Here is a 15433-nt window from a genome sequence, read left to right as displayed (position 1 = left end):
GCCTACGCAGGCTGACCTGCTGACTCCTCCGGACCGCCGGTCTCCTCCTCGGAGGCCGGCGGTTCGGCCATTTCGGCCAGGTGCAGGACCACCGCGTTCGCGGCCGCGGCCAGCGGTACGGCGACCAGCGCGCCCGCGATGCCGGCGACCAGAACGCCGCAGGCGATCGCGAGGATCACGCCGAGCGGGTGCAGCGAGACCCAGCGCCCGAGCAGGAACGGCTGCAGGACGTGGCCCTCGAGCTGCTGCACGCCGATCACGACGGCGAGCATGAGCAGCGCGGTGACCGGGCCCTGGTCGACGAGCGCGACCAGGATCGCGACGCTGCCGGCGATGGTGGCACCGATCATCGGCACGAAGGCGCCGAGGAAGACCAGCACGCCGATCGCCAGCACGAACGGCACCTTGAGGATCGCGGCACCGATCGCGATGCCGACAGCGTCGACGAGCGCGACCACGACGGTGGCGCGGACGAACTGCACCAGCGACAGCCAGGCCACCCGGCCCGAGCTGTCGACCCGCTCGCGGGCGGCGCGCGGCGCGATCCGGACCACCCACGACCAGATCCGGTCGCCGTCGGCGAGGAAGAAGTAGGTCGCGAACAGCGCGATGAAGAAGCCCGCCACGACGTGGCCGAGCGCCGCACCGACCTCGGTGACCTGGGTGATGACCCCGCCGTCCTTGGACCGCTCGGTGATCAGGTCCTGCGCACTCTTGATGTAGTCGTTGATCTGCGAGTCGCTGGCGTGCAGGGGGCCGTCGCGCAGCCAGTCGCGGATCTCCTGCAGGCCCTGCACGGTGGAGTCCGCGAGGTCGTTGGCACCGGCGGCCACCTGCTGTCCGGCGAAGGTCAGCAGCATGCCGACCACGGCGAACCCGGTGATCACCACGAGCAGGGCGGACAGGCCGCGCGGCAGCCCGGCCCGGTTCACCCCTTGCGCGAACGGCGCCGCCAGCGCGCTGATCAGCAGGGCCACCGCGAGCGGCACGGTGACCACCGCGAAGTAGCCGACCAGCCACAGCAGCAGGTAGCCCGCGCCCGCGATCAGCAGCAGCCGCCAGGCCCAGCCGGCCGCGAGGTCCAGGCCGTAGGGCACCTCGGCTCGGCGCAGGTTGGACGGACCGGTGCTGAACGACGGCGGTTCGTGCCGCCGCTCGTCCCGCTCCTCGCGCAGCAGCGCCCACTGGTGGGCGAAGCGACGGAACAGCCGCTCCTCCCGCTCGCCCTCGTCGGGGCCCAGGGGCGGCTCGTCCTCCTCCGCCTCCTCGACCGCGTTCTCCTCCGCCTCCGCGGTCGTCGGGTCCTCGGGCTCGGTCGCGCCGTCGCTGGTCACCCGGTCAGGCTAGACGGTGGTCTCCAGTGCGCGGGCCAGGTCGGCGAGCTGGTCCTCGGACGTCTCGATGCCGACGCTGAGCCGGACCAGGTCGGCCGGCACCTCGAGGTCGGTGCCCGCGACGCTGGCGTGCGTCATCCGGCCCGGGTGCTCGATCAGCGACTCGACGCCTCCCAGCGACTCCCCCAGGGTGAAGACCTTGGTGGCCGCGCAGATCGCGAGCGCCTGTTCCTCGCCGCCCTTGACGCGGAAGGAGACCATGCCGCCGTACCGCCTCATCTGCCGGCTCGCGACGGCGTGGCCCGGGTGGTCCGCGAGGCCGGGGTAGATCACCTGGCTGACGGCCGGGTGCCTGCTCAGGAAGTCGGCGACCTTCTCGGCGTTGTCGCTGTGGCGCTCCATGCGCAGCGCGAGGGTCTTGAGGCCGCGCAGCACCAGCCACGAGTCGAACGGGCCGGCGACGCCGCCGATGGAGTTCTGGTGGAACCCGATGCGCTCGGCCAGCGCGTCGTCGTCGACCACGAGGGCACCGCCGACGACGTCGGAGTGGCCGCCGGCGTACTTCGTCGTCGAGTGCACGACCACGTCGGCGCCGAGGGCCAGCGGCTGCTGGAGGTACGACGACGCGAAGGTGTTGTCGACGACGAGCAGCGCCCCGGCGTCGTGGGCCACCGCGGCCAGTGCCTCGATGTCGCCGATCGACAGCAGCGGGTTGGTCGGCGTCTCCACCCAGACCATCCGGGTCACGCCCGGCCTGATCGCCGCCCGCACGGCGTCGACGTCGGTCACCGGCGCCGGGCTGTGCTCGACACCCCAGACCGTGGCGACCTTGTCGAAGAGACGGAAGGTGCCGCCGTACGCGTCGTTGGGGAGCACCACGTGGTCGCCCGGCTTGCACAGCGCCCGGATCAGGGTGTCCTCGGCCGCGAGCCCGGAGGCGAAGGCGTACCCGTGTGCGCCGCCCTCGAGCGCCGCCAGGGTCGACTCCAGCGCGGTGCGCGTGGGGTTGGCCGAGCGGCTGTACTCGTAGCCGCTCCGCAGCCCGCCCACACCGTCCTGGGCGTAGGTCGAGGTCGCGTAGATGGGCGGGATCACCGCGCCGGTCGTCGGGTCGGGTGCGTAGCCGGCGTGGATGGCCCGGGTCTCGAAGCCGGCGCCGTCGAGGTGCTCGTCGATGTGGTTGTCGCTCACCGTTCGAGCCTACTCAAGCTTCGGGAGGGCTCGGTCGAGCGCCGCGGCGATCTCCGGGACATCGATGGAGCCGTCGGCGACCGCCATCACGAGATCGAAGGCAGCGTCATCGGGCATCACCAGCACAAGGCCGTTGATCCGTAGGAAGACGTCCGTGGCCAACCAGGCCAGGCGCTTGTTGCCGTCGACCAGTCCCTGGTTCCTGCCGATCGAGTGCAACAACGCGGCAGCCTTGTCGAGCAGGGTCGGGTAGGCATCGTCACCGAAGACCGTCGTACGCGGCCGGGCGACGGCAGCCTCGAGCAATCCGGCGTCGCGCAGCGGTCCTGCCCCGAGGTCCTCGGTGAGCGCGAGAAGGTCCTCCAGGTCGAGGTACTCGACCATCAGACGGAACCAAGTCGGTCGAGCACCTCACCCCAGCGCTCACGGGACGCGGCTGATGCCGCGGCCACCCGGCTCTTGTGCTGTGTCCGCTGGTGGAGGTCGAGCACCGCGCGACGCACGACCTCCTGCTTGGACAGGCCCTGCGTGGCCGCGAGCTCCGCAAGAGCAGCCTCGAGCTCGGCGTCGGTCCGCAGGGTGAAGGCCATAGCCGTCATGGTAGTCCTTTCGGTATCGAAGTGGTACCACCACCATGCGCGCTGCCTCCGACACTGTCGAAGGAGTTTCCACAGCCACCGATCGTGACCAAAGCGAGCAACTGCTCGTTTCCCGGGTGTGACCGCCCTCACCCGGCTCCTGGCCGCCGTCGTCCTGCCCTGCCTGCTCGCCCTCACCGCCGTCGCCGCCCCAGCGCCCGCCTCCGCCGCCGGGTACGACGACGACCCGGACCCGCTGCGTGGCCTGCTCCTGCCACCGCTGGACGCCGTGGTCGGGCTGCTGGCGCCGATCCCGGTGCCGGCGACGCCGTACACCGGGGACGTCTGCGTCGACGGCGCCGACGCCTGCATCGACGACGTGGTCGCGCGGATGCAGGCCCGGCTCGGCGGGCTCGCGAGCAGGTGCTCGCACAGCGCGGTCTTCTCGCTGGCGTACCTGCGGGTGACCGAGAACGTCCGCGATGCGGTGCGCAGCGGCTACTTCGACGACCGGGCCTGGCTGAACCGGGTCGACGCGGTGTTCGCGCAGATGTACTTCGACACGACGAGCAGGTGGGCCTCCGGCGACCGGACCGGCATCCCCGCGGCGTGGCGCATCGCGCTGCAGGCCGAGGACGACCGGGCGATGAGCGGCCTCGGCAACTTCCTGCTCGCCATGAACGCCCACATCAACAGCGACTTCCCCCACGTCCTCGCGGCGGTCGGCCTGAGCGGGCCGGACGGGAGCCACAAGGTGGACCACAACCGCTACAACAACCGCCTCGACAGCCTCTACGCCCCGGTCTTCGCCGAGGAGGCCGCCCGCTTCGACCCGACCTTCGACGACATAGACGCGGGCACCGCCGAGGAGGCGGTCGCGGGCGTGATCATGCGCGGCTGGCGGGAGATGGTGTGGCGCAACGCCGAGGCCCTGGTCCTCGCGAAGACCCCGGCCGCCCGCAAGCTGGTCGAGAAGGAGATCGAGCTCTACTCCGCGCTCCAGGCGCAGCTGATCCGTACCTTCTTCGTCGCGAAGCCGGCGAAGCGGGACGCGTGGTGCGCCACGCACGGCGCCGCCTGACCCCCTTGCGCGGCGGGAGACAATGGAGCCATGTTCTCCCGCCGCAAGACCGAGCTGGTCGACCCCGCCGAGGCACTGCCCGGCCGCAGCACCCCGGCGTTCCCCCTCCCCGCACGGCACGAGGTCCTCGACGCCCCCCTCGTCACCGACGAGGTCCCCGACGGCCTCGAGGTCGCGATCTTCGGTCTCGGCTGCTTCTGGGGCGCCGAGGAGATCTACTGGCAGGTCCCCGGCGTCTGGTCCACGTCGGTCGGATACGCCGGCGGGGTCAGCCCGAACCCGACGTACGAGGAGGTCTGCAGCGGGCGCACCGGCCACACCGAGGCCGTGCGGATCGTCTTCGACCCCGACCAGGTCTCCTACGCCGACCTGGTCAAGCAGTTCTTCGTCGTCCACGACCCCACCCAGGGCATGCGCCAGGGCAACGACGTCGGCACCCAGTACCGCTCGGCGATCTACTACACGACCCCCGAGCAGGAGCAGACCGCCCGCGAGCTGACCAAGGTGTACGGCGACGAGATCGCCCGCCGCGGCTACGGCGACATCACCACCGAGATCGAGCCCGCCGGTGCGTACTACTACGCCGAGCCGCACCACCAGCAGTACCTGCACAAGGTGCCCAACGGCTATCGGTGCCACGCCAACACCGGCATCGCGTTCCCGGAGACCGTCTGACCCGTTCGGGCCATGGCCACGACGCGCACCGGGTGCGATCGTCGGTGGATGGCCGAGGACCCGGTGACGAGCAACCCGGACCACTACGCGGTGGTCTTCGAGAACGACCGCGTGCGGGTGCTGGAGTATCGCGACGAGCCGGGCGCGCGGACCACGCCGCACGCCCATCCGGACAGCGTGATGTACACGCTGTCGTCGTTCCGCCGGCGCCTGGTCGCGGGCGACCAGCAGCGCGAGGTGGAGATGACCGCGGGGACGGTGGGGTGGCTGCCGGCGCAGGAGCACCACGGGGAGAACATCGGGGACACCCCGACGCACGTGCTGTTCGTGGAGCTCAAGGAGCCGGCCGCGGGGACCGGCGACGGCAACCTCGGCCCCGCGGACTGACCTCGCGAACCGACCTCGCCCGGCCCGGCACACCAACGGGCCATGGCCGTTGAGCAGGCGTACTCACGCCCGGCGCTCTCACCGGCCGGGACCCTCAAGACATGACCAAGACGACGTACGCCTTCTACCTCCAGTCCGCCATCTCCTTCGCCGCCGCGCTCGTGTTCATGGTGGGCGGCATCTACTTCCTGCCGGTCGACGGCTGGATCCGCGCCTTCCTCTGCCTGGGCGCACTGTTCCTCGTGAACTCCTCGTTCGCGCTCGCGAAGTGCGTGCGTGACCAGCAGGAAGCACGGGCCGCCGAGATCCGGGTCGACGCCTACCGCTGAACCCGGTTGCCCCATGCCCGACAATGGGGGCATGGCTGACCTTCCCCGGAAGGCCGCGGCGCGCACCGCGCGGCTCGCGGCGCTCCCCCTCGGGTACGCCGGCCGCACCGCCCTCGGCTTCGGCAAGCGGCTGGGCGGGGCGCCCGCCGAGGCGGTGATGAGCGAGATCCAGCAGCGGACGGCCGAACAGCTGTTCAAGACGCTGGGCGAGCTCAAGGGTGGCGCGATGAAGTTCGGTCAGGCGCTCAGCGTGCTCGAGTCGGCGCTGCCCGAGGAGATGGCGGCGCCGTACCGCGAACAGCTCACCCGCCTCCAGGACTCCGCGCCACCGATGCCCACCCAGACCGTGCGCAACATGCTCGCCGAGGACCTCGGCGCGGACTGGAAGGAGCGCCTGGTGTGGCTCGACGGGGCGCCGACCGCGGCCGCGAGCATCGGGCAGGTCCACGAGGGCCGGTGGTACGACGGCCGCCGGGTCGCGGTGAAGGTCCAGTACCCCAACGCTGGCGAGGCGCTGATGGCCGACCTGCGCACCCTGGCCCGCGCGGCGCGGGCGATCGGGCCGCTCATCCCCGGCGTCGACATGAAGCCGCTCGTCGAGGAGGTCCAGGCCCGGGCCCGCGAGGAGCTCGACTACGACCTCGAGGCCGAGGCGCAGCGTGAGTTCGCCCAGGCGTTCCGCGACGACGCGCACATCGTCGTCCCCGACGTCGTCGCCGTCGGCCCCCGCGTCCTGGTCACCGAGTGGCTCGACTCCGCGGGCTCGCTGGCGTCGATCATCGCCGACGGCACGCCGGAGGAGCGCGACCACTACGGCGAGATCTTCACGCGCTTCCTGTTCTCCGGACCCGCGCGCACCGGACTCCTCCACGCCGACCCGCACCCCGGGAACTTCCGGGTCATCCCCGACGACGACGGGACGCCCGGGCGGATCGGGGTGCTCGACTACGGCGCCGTGGCCCGGCTCCCCCAGCGCGGCCTGCCGGCGCCTATGGGCCGACTGATCAGCCACTGCGCGGCCGGTGACGGCGACGCGCTCATCGCCGAGCTGCGCGCGGAGGGCTTCCTCAAGGACCGGATCCGGATCGAGCCCGAGCTGCTCATGGACTACCTCGCGCCGTTCGTCGACCCGACCCTGGTCGAACGGTTCCGGTTCAGCCGCGAGTGGATGCGCGAGCAGTTCCAGCGGATCAACAACCCGAAGGACCCGGCCTACACGGTGAGCATCAAGCTGAACCTGCCGCCGTCGTACGTCCTCATTCACCGCACCTGGCTCGGCGGCGTCGGCGTCCTCAGCCAGCTCGAGGCCGAGGCGCCGTTCCGCGCGATCATGCAGGAGTTCCTGCCGGGCTTCACACCGGCCTAGGGTGCGGCGTCCGTGAGGCAGTAGACCCGGCCCACCGGGTCGGTGAGCACCGTCCAGTGCTGATGCTGGGCGAGCACCCGCGCCCCGAGGCCGAGGTGGCGCTCGGTCTCCGCGGCGCGATCGGTGGTCCCCCAGTCGAGGTGGGCACGGACCTCGCCGGTGTCGTCGGCGCCGAGGCGCTGGATCAGCAGGCCGAGCGGCTGTCCGGGCGGCGCGTCGAGCACGTAGAACTCCTCGGCGACCACCGACTGACGCGGTGTCCCGTGCGTGACAGCGGTCCAGAACCCCAGCTCCCTGTCGTACGACGCCCGCGGCACGTCGATCGCGACCTGGCGCACCCGCGACGCGGATCCGTGGGCGTGCACCGTGGCCGCCGGCACCCCGGAGGCGGCGTGGTCGACGAAGCAGAACACGAACCCCGCGGGCGAGGCCATCACGACATACCCGCGGTCCGCGACGATCGAGGCGCCCGCGACCCGCGCGGCATCGGCCGCGGCGAGCGGGTCGGCGACGTGGAGGTCGAGGTGGATCCGGTCGGCGCCGGCGTGGCGTCGCTGCACCTTGAGGTAGGGGTCGCCGTCGGGCGGCAGCAGCGAGGCGAACTCGTCGTGGGCGCCCCGGGGCGGGGAGACGGCGTACCCGCTCGCCTCCTGCCAGAACCCGACCGTCTCCTGGTGGTGCGCCGGGGCGCTGTCGAGGAAGGCGGTGATCCAGTACGGGCTCATCCGCCCACCGGGGCGCAGTCCTGGCCGCAGCCGTCGGGCGGGAGCGGGCCGTCGGCGTGGGCGGCGGGCCGGTGCAGGACCGCGGCGGTGGCGGTGACGACGACGTCCTCGCCCTCCGTCGTGGCCGTGCCGTCGACGAGGAGGGTGTAGCCGTGGCGCTCCCGCGGCGGGAAGACCACGGTCACCGCGGGGTTCTCGGCCAGGTTGCGCAGCGTGCCCCTGCCCGGCCCCGCGATCCGCAGCGTGCCGTCGTCGCCGGCGACCGGGTCGACCGTGACGACCTTCACCTGCGGGGAGGAGGTGGTCAGCAGGTAGCCGCTGTCGAAGTCCGCCAGTGCCTGGCGCAGGTCCGCGGGATCCACCGGGATGCTCATGTCGTCAGGTTACGGCTCACCACAGACCGAGCACACCGCCGCCGATGCGGACGACGAAGGCGCTCACCACGGCGATGAAGAACAGCCGCACGAACCGGGAGCCGCGCGCGACCGCGGTCCGTGCCCCGAGGTAGCCGCCGACCAGGTTGCAGGCGCCCATCATCAGCCCGACGTCCCACAGCACGGCGCCGTGCGGGACGAACAGCAGCAGCGCGCCCACGTTGGTCGCGAAGTTCGCGAGCTTGGCCTTCGCCGAGGCCTGGAGGAAGTCGTAGCCGAGCAGGCCGACGAGGGCGAACACGAAGAAGCTGCCCGTGCCGGGGCCGAGGATGCCGTCGTAGAAGCCGATCACGAACCCGACGCCCATCGCGGCGACCAGGTGGCGGTGTCCGGCGAAGCGGAGCGCCGTCTGCTCGCCGAGCTCGGGGCGGAGCAGGACGTAGCCGCCGACCACGACCAGCGCCGCCAGCACGATCGGCTCGAACGCGTCGCGGGGGATGTGCGAGGCCAGCAGGGCGCCGGAGAACGCGCCGGTCAGGGCGAGGGCCATCAGCGGCAGCGCGGTGCGCAGGTCCGGGCCGATCCGGCGGTAGTAGGTGAGCGAGCTGGCCGCCGTGCCGCACACCGAGGCGATCTTGTTGGTGGCGAGGACCTGCACCGGGCTCGCTCCCGGCAGCCCGAGCAGCAACGCGGGGAGCTGGACCAGTCCCCCGCCGCCGACCACCGCGTCCACGAAGCCGGCCGTGAGCGCCGCCAGCGCGAGCAGGGCGATGACAGTCAGGCTGAGGTCCCCCACGGCCGTGACTCTACGAGGACCAGATGAGGCCGGCCTCGGGACGGTCGTCGTACTCCTCGGCGACCTTGCGCGACGTCTTGACGCACTCCGCCCGCAGGTGCGCCTGGACCTGGGCGGGATCGATCCGGAGGTTCAGCACCAGCTCGCCCTTGGTGGCGCTGAGCGACGCCCGTCTGTCCGGATCCTCGACCGTCCAGCCGTCGGCCTCGAGCAGGCCTACCGCGGTGGCCACCGCCTTCTCCTGGGTCAGCTCGCCGGAGGAGCCGAAGCGCACGAAGTCGTTCAGCACGACGCCACCCGGGGCGAGGTCGTCGCCGCAGATGCTGAAGGACCGGCTGCCGTCGGCGCCGCTCAGCACGAGCGCGTCCGCGATGTCGTGCAGGACACCGGCGCGGGCGTCGTCCGCCGACGTGACGGCCTCGTCGACCGCCGTGCGGTCCGCGTCGTCGTCGCAGCCGGTCAGTCCCACGGCGAGAAGGAGGGCAAGGGGCGGTGCCGCTGCGATCCCGAGAAGGCGCATGCTCACAGCCTCCCACCGAACTTCGAGTGCTCCCACAGCCACCTCCCGCCGTCGGCGAGTCCCTCTCCGGCACTCGCGCCGCTGGCGGCGACCAGGAGCTCGGGCAGGGTGAGGTGCCCGCCGCCGGGCGCGCCGCGTGGCGGTTGCTCGCTGACCTCGTCGTCGGCACCGGCCACGACGTGGGCCAGGTTGGCCAGCGAGGTCCCGGTGAAGTACGACGTGTGGTTGTGGAGCAGCTCCTCGGCCCGCAGGTCGCCGTCCCCGGTCTCGAACCGGGTGCCGCCGAAGGCGGTGTCAGCCGGGTCGTGGCCGAGGGCGCCGACACCGCCGCGGTCGCCATCGCCGAGCAGGGACACCGGGTCGTGGTCCTTGCTGCCGACCCAGACCTGGGCGTCGGTGAGCTCGCCGGCGGTGTCGGCCGGGACGCCGGGGCTGCCCAGCAGGACGACGTCGTCGACGGGTAGTCCCTCGGCCAGGGCGTGCCCGACGGCGGTCGAGCCGTAGCTGTGGCCGATCGCGGTCAGGTGGGCGGGCGGACCCTGGTCGGAGCCGCGGACGCCGTCGACGAAGTCGCCGAACCGCTCGCCGCCCGCCTCGGCCTTGTCGGTGAGGGCGACGCCGTCGAAGTCGACCTGCCCGAGCGGGTCCAGCGGGTTGAGCGGGTTGCCGCTCGGGGCGTCGTAGTCGGCCCAGTAGACGGTCGCGACGCTGCCCCTCTCCTCGCCGACCGCCGCTTCGTGCAGGACGAAGGTCTTGTCGAGACTGCCCCCGATGCTGGAGGTGTCGGTCGTCAGGCCGGGCACGTTGACCGAGACGTGGTCGGCGGTGTCCGGGTCGCCGAAGCCCACCGCCACCCCGCCGTCGCCGGAGTGCAGGCCCGGCGCGTAGGCGAGCAGCTTGGTGAGGTGGGCCCCGGCGTCGTCGGTCGGGCCGGCGTGCTCGTCGAGAGCACGGTCCACGGACCTCGCGTTGTCGAGCACCCGTTCCTCCTTGCTGGTGAGCTGGTCGTCCTTCTCCCGCTCCCGGTAGTAGTCGAGGTCGCGGGCGAGCTCCCCGCGGTTGGCCTCGTCGCGCTCGGCCATCGACACCCCGCCGGTGTTGCCGACCAACCCGGGGTGCTCGGTCGTGAGCGCCTGCTGCTCGGCGCGGCGCAACCCGCGCCACCAGGCGGCCAGCGCGGCCGGGTCGCCGCGGAGACGGCGCAGCTGGCGGGTGAGGTCGCCGGTGCGGTGCCGGGCCGGATCGGCGGCCGCGGCGACCCCCTCGGCGACGCTGTCGACCCCCTGGAAGGCGGCGACGAGGTCGACCTCGGCCTCCGCGCGGGCCAGGACCCAGGCGTCGATCCGGCCCCGCAACGCGGCCGCCCGGCGGTGGAGGACGTCGGCGCGCTGCCGGAACTCGGCCAGCCGGCTGTCGTCGGCCGCGGCAGCCACCTCGGCGACCAGCGCCCCGATCAGCTCGTTGACCTCTGCCCGGTCGGCGTTGATCCGGGCACGTCGGACGAACAGCCGGCTCAGGCGGGCGGCGAACCGGTCGGCCGCCGTGACCGCCTCGTCGAGCGCGGCCTCGACGCCGTCGAGGCGGACGGCCACCTGGGTCGCGGCGTGGTCGTGGGCCTGTGCGGTGTCACCCTCCCACGCCGGCGCTGCGACGGAGGCGGCCCGGCCCTGGACGTTCTTGACGGCGATCGCGGCCGCGCGCAGGTCGGTGGCGAGGTCCTGGGCGCCGGTCGGCGTCGAGGTCAACTGGGGGCAGGGCGGCACCTGCGCCGGGAGGTAGACGAGGGTCACGGCCAGCTCACCTCCCTCACTGCGGCCTCGCGCTCGGCCCACGGGAGCAGCGCACGCAGGCGTTCGGCCTGGGCCTGGTCGACGAGGACGAGCATTCGTCTGAAGAAGACGAACTCCTCGGCGTACCCCTGCGCCCGTCGGGCGACGGCCTTGACCTCGTCGACCCAGGGGTCGGCGAAGGCGGCGACCGACCCGGCGACGACGTCAGAGAGGTCGGAGGTCGAGACCTTGGCGAGGCGGTGCCAGGCGCCGTCGAGCTCGTCGGCGGCCTCGTCCCAGCGCTCGCGGGCGGCCTTGAGGACGGCGTACGGGACATCGAGGGTGATCGTCATGCACGTCCGGCTGCCCGACCGGTCCGAGCGGGAAACGACGGGTTCCGGTTGTCCACAGGGACCCCGGGATCCCCGCTCAGACGGAGCGGATCAGCCGACCCAGAAGCCGCGCGAACCGAACCAGTCGCCGTAGGTCCCCGGGCCGGAGCCGCGTCCGTCCGCGCCGCCGCGGCGCGAGCCGAGGTAGGAGCCGACGACCGCGGCGCCCAGGTCGTCGGACTCGGGGGCGATCACGGAGCCCTCGACGCGGCGGGCCATCGACTCGATGAACCGGGCCAGGCCGGGATCGTCGCCGAGCCGGAAGAAGGTGGTCTGCGCGCCGAGCCGCCGGGCGTTGTCGAGCTCGCGTACGGCGAGCGCGATGGTCGTCGGGTGCGGCGGGTAGGAGAAGAACACGTCGCCGCTCGACTCCAGGTGCGAGGTCGGCTCGCCGTCGGTGACGATGAGCAGCACCGGCTGGGCGTTGGGGTGCTTGCGGAAGTGGCGGTTGGCCAGCAGGAGTGCGTGGTGGAGGTTGGTGCCCTTGGCCCAGCGGGCGTCGAGGGCGGTGAGCTCCTCGATCCGCATGGTCTGGGCGTGCCGGCCGAAGCCGATCAGCTCCAGGCTGTCGCCGCGGAAGCGGGATCCGATCAGGGTGTGCAGCGCGAGCGCGGTCTGCTTCATCGGCACCCAACGGCCGTCCATCGCCATCGAGAAGCTGGTGTCGACGCAGAGCGCGACCGCGGCCTGGGTGCGCGCCTCGGTCTCGGCGACCTCGACGTCGTCGATCGAGAGCAGCCGGCCGCCGGGATCGCCGGCGCGGCGCAGGACGCCGTTGAGCATGGTGCGGGGCAGGTCCCACGGCTCGGTGTCGCCGAACTCCCACGCGCGGGTCGCGCCGGACAGGTCGCCGGCGGCGCCGGCCTGGCGTACGTCGCGCTGGCCCTGACGGCCGGACATCCGCTGGGCCACGTCGCGCAGCAGCGCCCTGCCGAGCTGGCACATCGCCTTCGGCGTGAGCCGCAGCTCGCCGTCGAAGCCGCGCTCCATCGCGCCCGACTCGCGCAGCGCCTTCTCGAGCTCCTGCAGCTTGCGGGCGTCGACGGCGGCCTCGGAGCCGAGCTGTCGGGCCAGCTTGTCGAGGTCGACGTCGTCGAGGCGGGCGCCGCCGTACCCCTGGGACAGCTGGTCGGCCAGCGCGTCCAGGTCGGCGAGGTCCTGCAGGACGCCGGTGCCGTCGCCGAGGCCCAGGCCGGTTGTCGAGGGGTCGCCGTCGCCGAACTGCTCGGAGCCGCCCCAGTCCTCGCCGGGGCGCAGCGACATCAGGTTCGCATCGAGCCGGTCGAGCTGCTCCATCAGCGCCGGCGACCCGAACGCCTGGGCGGAGAGCTGCATCAGCTCGGCGCGCTGCTCGGCGCTCATCGAGTTGAGCATCCGCTGCGCGGCGGCCGAGCGCTGGGCGAGGGCGTCGAGCAGCTCGTCGATGTCCTGCGGGTTCTCGGGGAAGTGCTGGCCGTGCTTGGCCATGAACTCGTCGAAGTCCTCGGGGGTGTCCTCGCCGCGCGCGTGCTTCTCGAGCAGCTCGTTGAGGTCGCCGAGCATCTCGTTGATCGCCTGCCGGTCCTCGTCGGTGGCGTTCTCGAGGGCCTGCTTCATGCCCGCGAAGCGCTGGTCGAGGAGCTCGCGGCCGAGCAGGTCCTTGATCTGCTCGAAGGCCTCGCGGGCCTCGCGGGACTGCCAGTCGTAGTCGCCGAGCTCGGTCACGGCGGCGGCGGGCGAGTCGGGCAGGTTCTGCAGCCGCAGCTCGCGGAACGCGCGGTCGCCGTCGTCCATCATCGCGTCGCGGGCCAGCTGCTTGCGCTCCTCGAGGACCGCCTTGTCCAGCAGCTCGCGCACCTCCTCGAGCGTGCCGTCGAGGTTGTGCCGCTGCAGCAGGTCGCGACGCCGCTCGGCCACCCGGCGGGCGAGGTCGTCGAGCCCGGACTGGTCCTGTCCGCCGCGCCGCAGGAACTCGCGCATCGCCCGCTCGGGGCTGTAGCCGGCCATCACGTCCTGGCCGATGGCGTCGAGCGCCTCGGCGATGTCGACCGGCGGGGCGAGCGGGTCGCCGCCGTCGTACCTGCGGTAGCGGCTCACGTCAGCACCCTTCGTACGTCGGCGCCGGCACGCAGCGCGCGCGGGATCTCGGCCACCTCGTCGACCACCTCGAGCAGCAGCTGGACCGTCTCGGAGGGGGCCGTGGTGTCGAGCGCGATGTCGTAGCCGATCCCGGTCGAGGTCCACACGTCGTCGAAGCCACCGTCGGCGGTGACCGCGACCCCGAGGACAGGTACGTCGAGCCGCCGGGCCTCGCGGTAGGTGTCGTTGAGCACGCACAGCGCCACGGCGAGGTGGAGCACCTGGGCGCCGTTGGTCGCCGGCCCGGCGAGCACGCCCTCCTCGGTCCAGGCGTGCGGAAGCACGACGCCCTCGCCTGCGCGGAGGGTGCCGGAGGAGACCCGGACGCCGAACGGAGAAGGATCAGCCATAGACGGTCTCCACGCCGGCCTCGCCGATCTGCTCGTCCTTGCCGATCTTGCGGGCCAGGAACAGGCCCTCGAGCGCGAGCTCGATCGCCGCGGCGCGCTCGCCGTCGGTGCGGCCGCCGCCCTCACCGTTCACCCGTTCGCAGACCTGGTCGTAGAGGTCGGACTCGCCGAGCACCGGCAGGCCGGCCAGCACGTCGCGGGCGGTGACCTGCCCGCCGGTCACGACGGTGGCGCCCTCCTCGATGGCCTCGACGAGCAGGGCGAAGTCGAGACCGCGGAGCTTCTCGCGGACGGTCTCGGCGGTCGCCGTACGCAGCAGGTGGGAGAGGATCTCGGCCTCCCGGCCCTCCTCGCCGGACTCGAACTCGATCTTGCCGCCGAGGACGTCGACCGCGGTCTCGAGGTCGACGACCCGGGCGACGGCGCGGTCCTCGCCCTGGATCGTGGCTCGGCGCAGCGCGGCGGCAGCGATCGTCTCGGCACCGGCGATCGCGAACCGTGCGGAGACGCCGGAGCGCTGGTCGACGGCGCTGGACTCACGCAGGTTGCGGGTGAAGCGGGCCAGGATCTCGACCAGGAAGTCGGGGACGTCGACCCGGTCGGGGAGCAGGTCGGCCTCCTGCCGGATCACGGCGATCTCGGCGTCGAGTGCCTTCGGGTAGTGGGTGCGGATCTCGGCACCGAAGCGGTCCTTGAGGGGCGTGATGATCCGGCCGCGGTTGGTGTAGTCCTCCGGGTTGGCGGAGGCGACGACGAACACGTCGAGCGGCAGCCGCAGGACGTAGCCGCGGATCTGGATGTCGCGCTCCTCCATCACGTTGAGCATCGCGACCTGGATCCGCTCGGCGAGGTCGGGCAGCTCGTTGATCGCGACGATGCCCCGGTGGGAGCGGGGGATCAGGCCGAAGTGGATGGTCTCCGGGTCGCCGAGCGAGCGGCCCTCGGCGACCTTCATCGGGTCGACGTCGCCGATCAGGTCGGCGACGCTGGTGTCGGGCGTGGCCAGCTTCTCGGCGTACCGCTCCTCGCGGTGGCGCCACGAGATCCGCAGGTCGTCGCCGTACGACGCCACGGCGGCCTTCGACGTCACGGTGACCGGGTCGTAGGGGTGCTCGCCCAGCTCGGAGCCCGAGATCACCGGGGTCCACTCGTCGAGCAGGCCGACCAGGGTGCGCAGCAGGCGGGTCTTGCCCTGGCCGCGCTCGCCGAGGAGGACGACGTCGTGGCCGGCGATGATCGCGCGCTCGAGCTGCGGGACGACGGTGTCCTCGAAGCCGTGCAGGCCGGGCCAGGGGTCCTCCCCCGCGGCCAGCCGGGCCAACAGGTTGTCGCGCAGCTCGGCCCTCAGGTGCTTGTGCTGGTGGCCGGAGGCGCGCAGCTCGCCGAGGGTGGAGATCGTCGGAGCCGTAGTGGTCACCGTCTCACGCTACTGCGGCCCGCAAGGGGTT

18 protein-coding genes are annotated in these 15433 nt (G+C 72.6%); 5 read left to right on the top strand and 13 right to left on the bottom strand.

The annotated features are described in order from the left end of the window. Positions 1-2: 2 nt before the first annotated feature. From FBY23_RS08115 to FBY23_RS08100, 4 genes are read right to left on the bottom strand one after another with little or no spacing between them, the layout of a single operon-like run. Positions 3-1334, bottom strand: coding sequence for an AI-2E family transporter (locus FBY23_RS08115; protein WP_141797684.1), 1332 nt, complete (start codon positions 1332-1334; stop codon positions 3-5). A gap of 9 nt (positions 1335-1343) precedes the next feature. Continuing rightward, the gene (locus FBY23_RS08110) at positions 1344-2525 is read right to left on the bottom strand and encodes a cystathionine gamma-synthase (RefSeq protein ID WP_141797683.1); all 1182 of its coding nucleotides are present in this window, start codon (positions 2523-2525) and stop codon (positions 1344-1346) included. 9 nt (positions 2526-2534) lie between these two features. Next, positions 2535-2909, bottom strand: a complete 375-nt coding sequence (locus FBY23_RS08105; protein ID WP_141797682.1) for a type II toxin-antitoxin system death-on-curing family toxin — start codon at positions 2907-2909, stop codon at positions 2535-2537. Next, complete coding sequence (locus FBY23_RS08100) at positions 2909-3115, bottom strand: ribbon-helix-helix protein, CopG family (protein WP_141797681.1); 207 nt, start codon at positions 3113-3115, stop codon at positions 2909-2911. Before FBY23_RS08100 ends, FBY23_RS08105 begins: the two co-directional genes overlap by 1 nt. A gap of 127 nt (positions 3116-3242) precedes the next feature. Here FBY23_RS08100 and FBY23_RS08095 point away from each other — a divergent pair, with 127 nt between their 5' ends. The 5 genes from FBY23_RS08095 to FBY23_RS08075 all read left to right on the top strand — a co-directional run bounded on the left by FBY23_RS08095 (position 3243) and on the right by FBY23_RS08075 (position 6941). Then, complete coding sequence (locus FBY23_RS08095; RefSeq protein ID WP_141797680.1) at positions 3243-4184, top strand: DUF5995 family protein; 942 nt, start codon at positions 3243-3245, stop codon at positions 4182-4184. 30 nt (positions 4185-4214) lie between these two features. Then, positions 4215-4859, top strand: coding sequence for a peptide-methionine (S)-S-oxide reductase MsrA (msrA, locus tag FBY23_RS08090; protein WP_141797679.1), 645 nt, complete (start codon positions 4215-4217; stop codon positions 4857-4859). Between the two features lie 48 nt (positions 4860-4907). Continuing rightward, entirely contained in the window at positions 4908-5246 is a 339-nt protein-coding gene (locus tag FBY23_RS08085; RefSeq protein ID WP_141797678.1) for a cupin domain-containing protein, read from the top strand. Between the two features lie 101 nt (positions 5247-5347). After that, a complete protein-coding gene (locus tag FBY23_RS08080) occupies positions 5348-5575 on the top strand; it encodes a YiaA/YiaB family inner membrane protein (RefSeq protein ID WP_141797677.1) in 228 nt (75 codons plus the stop codon). A gap of 31 nt (positions 5576-5606) precedes the next feature. Next, the gene (locus FBY23_RS08075; protein WP_141797676.1) at positions 5607-6941 is read left to right on the top strand and encodes an AarF/ABC1/UbiB kinase family protein; all 1335 of its coding nucleotides are present in this window, start codon (positions 5607-5609) and stop codon (positions 6939-6941) included. On the opposite strand, the gene FBY23_RS08070 is transcribed toward FBY23_RS08075, so the two are convergent. The 9 genes from FBY23_RS08070 to FBY23_RS08030 form a co-directional block, all read right to left on the bottom strand. Next, positions 6938-7666, bottom strand: coding sequence for a VOC family protein (locus FBY23_RS08070; protein ID WP_141797675.1), 729 nt, complete (start codon positions 7664-7666; stop codon positions 6938-6940). The genes FBY23_RS08075 and FBY23_RS08070 overlap by 4 nt on opposite strands. Beyond that, the gene (locus FBY23_RS08065; protein WP_141797674.1) at positions 7663-8040 is read right to left on the bottom strand and encodes a pyridoxamine 5'-phosphate oxidase family protein; all 378 of its coding nucleotides are present in this window, start codon (positions 8038-8040) and stop codon (positions 7663-7665) included. The genes FBY23_RS08070 and FBY23_RS08065 overlap by 4 nt, the downstream gene beginning before the upstream one ends. A 16-nt stretch (positions 8041-8056) precedes the next feature. After that, entirely contained in the window at positions 8057-8836 is a 780-nt protein-coding gene (locus FBY23_RS08060) for a TSUP family transporter (protein ID WP_141797673.1), read from the bottom strand. A gap of 10 nt (positions 8837-8846) precedes the next feature. Continuing rightward, the gene (locus FBY23_RS08055) at positions 8847-9356 is read right to left on the bottom strand and encodes a hypothetical protein (protein ID WP_141797672.1); all 510 of its coding nucleotides are present in this window, start codon (positions 9354-9356) and stop codon (positions 8847-8849) included. Between the two features lie 2 nt (positions 9357-9358). Then, positions 9359-11146 (bottom strand): alpha/beta hydrolase, encoded by a 1788-nt coding sequence (locus FBY23_RS08050; RefSeq protein ID WP_141797671.1) that lies wholly within the window; start codon positions 11144-11146, stop codon positions 9359-9361. Beyond that, a complete protein-coding gene (locus tag FBY23_RS08045) occupies positions 11143-11478 on the bottom strand; it encodes a hypothetical protein (protein ID WP_141797670.1) in 336 nt (111 codons plus the stop codon). The genes FBY23_RS08050 and FBY23_RS08045 overlap by 4 nt, the downstream gene beginning before the upstream one ends. Positions 11479-11568: 90 nt before the next feature. Next, positions 11569-13593: a VWA domain-containing protein gene (locus FBY23_RS08040; protein ID WP_141797669.1), complete on the bottom strand. Its 2025-nt coding sequence runs from the start codon at positions 13591-13593 to the stop codon at positions 11569-11571. Continuing rightward, a complete protein-coding gene (locus FBY23_RS08035) occupies positions 13590-13985 on the bottom strand; it encodes an OsmC family peroxiredoxin (protein WP_141797668.1) in 396 nt (131 codons plus the stop codon). The genes FBY23_RS08040 and FBY23_RS08035 overlap by 4 nt, the downstream gene beginning before the upstream one ends. Then, positions 13978-15402: an AAA family ATPase gene (locus FBY23_RS08030; RefSeq protein WP_141797667.1), complete on the bottom strand. Its 1425-nt coding sequence runs from the start codon at positions 15400-15402 to the stop codon at positions 13978-13980. The genes FBY23_RS08035 and FBY23_RS08030 overlap by 8 nt, the downstream gene beginning before the upstream one ends. Positions 15403-15433: the final 31 nt, after the last annotated feature.

The sequence above is a fragment of the Nocardioides sp. SLBN-35 genome, assembly GCF_006715725.1.
Classification (GTDB): domain Bacteria; phylum Actinomycetota; class Actinomycetes; order Propionibacteriales; family Nocardioidaceae; genus Nocardioides.
This window is presented reverse-complemented; position numbering and strand designations above follow the sequence as displayed.